The sequence below is a fragment of the Faecalitalea cylindroides ATCC 27803 genome, from assembly GCF_000469305.1.
Taxonomy (GTDB): Bacteria; Bacillota_I; Bacilli_A; order Erysipelotrichales; family Erysipelotrichaceae; genus Faecalitalea; species Faecalitalea cylindroides.
Genome location: NZ_KI270977.1, coordinates 1 through 1,861, shown reverse-complemented (window position 1 = coordinate 1,861; position 1,861 = coordinate 1). Strand labels below are relative to the sequence as shown.

General features: G+C 35.1%; 1 protein-coding gene. It reads left to right on the top strand.

Going from position 1 to position 1,861, the window contains the following annotated elements; translation table 11 throughout:
• Nucleotides 1–98: 98 nt before the first annotated feature.
• Complete coding sequence (locus HMPREF0367_RS02345; RefSeq protein WP_051335136.1) at nt 99–1,679, top strand: transposase; 1,581 nt, start codon at nt 99–101, stop codon at nt 1,677–1,679.
• Nucleotides 1,680–1,861 lie beyond the last annotated feature (182 nt).

Sequence of the window (1,861 nt, the reverse complement as noted above, 5' to 3'; positions counted from 1 at the left end):
AAAAAAGGGGGTCTAACAGTTAAAAGTTAGATCTAAAAAAGGACTGGAATTCCTTAAATGGAAACTCCAGTCCTTTTTGTCTGTAGTATAATTTAGTTATGCTACAAAACCAATTTAACCAAACAAATTATAATCATTATTCTGGTTTTGTGCAACTCTCTCTGCCATTTGATCTCTCTGTTAAAATAGATTCAAATGACCCTGTGTTTTCGTTTCTTGAAGCGGTAGAAGGGATTGATTTTTCAAAGTTTGTTAAGATTACCCGCTCAAATAATACACATTCACACGATAGAGTCATGTTGCTCAAGACCCTTTTGTTTGCTTTTCAGGAAGGCAATCGTTCACTGACGAAGATCGCACAGTTATGTAAGACAGATATTCGTTACATGTATCTGACAAATGAGGAATGTCCAAGTGCCATGGCATTTCAGAGAATGACAGAACAATTGAAAGAATCAATTGATGATGTTTTCTTTACGATTTCTAAACATATCGCCAGGGACTTAATGCTTTGTGATACGGATGTACAGTATATAGACGGTACAAAGATAGAGGCAAATGCGCATAAGAATTCATTCGTGTATAAAAAACGGATTATGAATGCAGAAACACGTCTGTTCGAAAGAATTACGGAAGATATCTATCGGCTGAACGAAACTTATGAATATCATTATCCGGTAAAAGGAAAATACGAAGCATTCGATATGGGTGTAATTTGTCAGTATCTTATGGAAGTTATCACATGTCAGAATATTCAGCTGGTCTATGGAAAGGGAAAAAGAAAATCAGAATTTCAGAGATTTTATGATCTTTTCCTCGGATACTATATAAAACTGAATGAATATGAATTTTGGCTGAACATCATGGGAAAGAGAAACTCCTGTTCTAAAATTGACCATGATGCAACATTTATGGCTACAAAATATGACTACTATAATCAGACGGGTGTAACACGTCCCTGCTATAACTGTCAGATTGCCGTATGCAACGGGATTATCACAAATTCGGATGTATTTCAAAATCCAGCCGATCAACATACATGGATTCCATTTATGGATCGTTACGAAGAAGCTTATGGAGAACGGCCAAAATATCCGGTAGCCGATGCAGGATATGGAAGCTATGACAACTATTTATATAATGTAGAGCATGAAATGGAACTGGTACAAAAATTTTCTATGTATGGAAAAGAAGAAGACAAGCAGTTTAAGAAACGAAAGTTCAATTCACTGAACTGGAAAATCAATGAAGAGGGATTCAAAATCTGCCCGGATGGTCGAGTGTTCGATCAGTATGGATACGACAGGATACAATATACAAGAAATGACAACCTGTCTATTACACAGATTTATACAGAAAAAAATCATTGTGAGGGATGCCCGCTCAAAGAAGAATGTACAAAAGGAAAGTATCGGACATGCGGAAAGAACGTCATCTTAAATGAACTCCAGGAAAAAGTAAAAGAAAATCTATCCACTTCAGAAGGACAGGAAATGAAGAAAGAGAGATCGATTCAAGTTGAGGGAGCCTTTGGAGTGATTAAACAGGACATGGGATTTACACGATTTACCAGAAAAGGAATGAAAAGTGTAAAAATGGAATTTTTACTGGTATGTATTGGATATAATTTAAGAAAATATCACCTCTATCGAATAAAAACTGATAAGAAGGAAGCGTAGAAAGAAACCTTTTACATTGTAAAAAAACAAGAAATAAAAAAGATGTTTTTATAATGCCAAAAAACCAGCACATCAAGAGATGAACTGGGGATTTTTATTATTTAGGGGTTCATACACATATAAAAAGGGACTAATAGTCCAAAGTAGTTCAAAAACTACTCAACTGTTAGACCCTCTTTTTT

Coding starts and splice junctions, on each gene's coding strand:
- HMPREF0367_RS02345 (WP_051335136.1), top strand. CDS start 99: ATGCTACAAAACCAATTTAACCAAACAAATTATAATCATTATTCTGGT.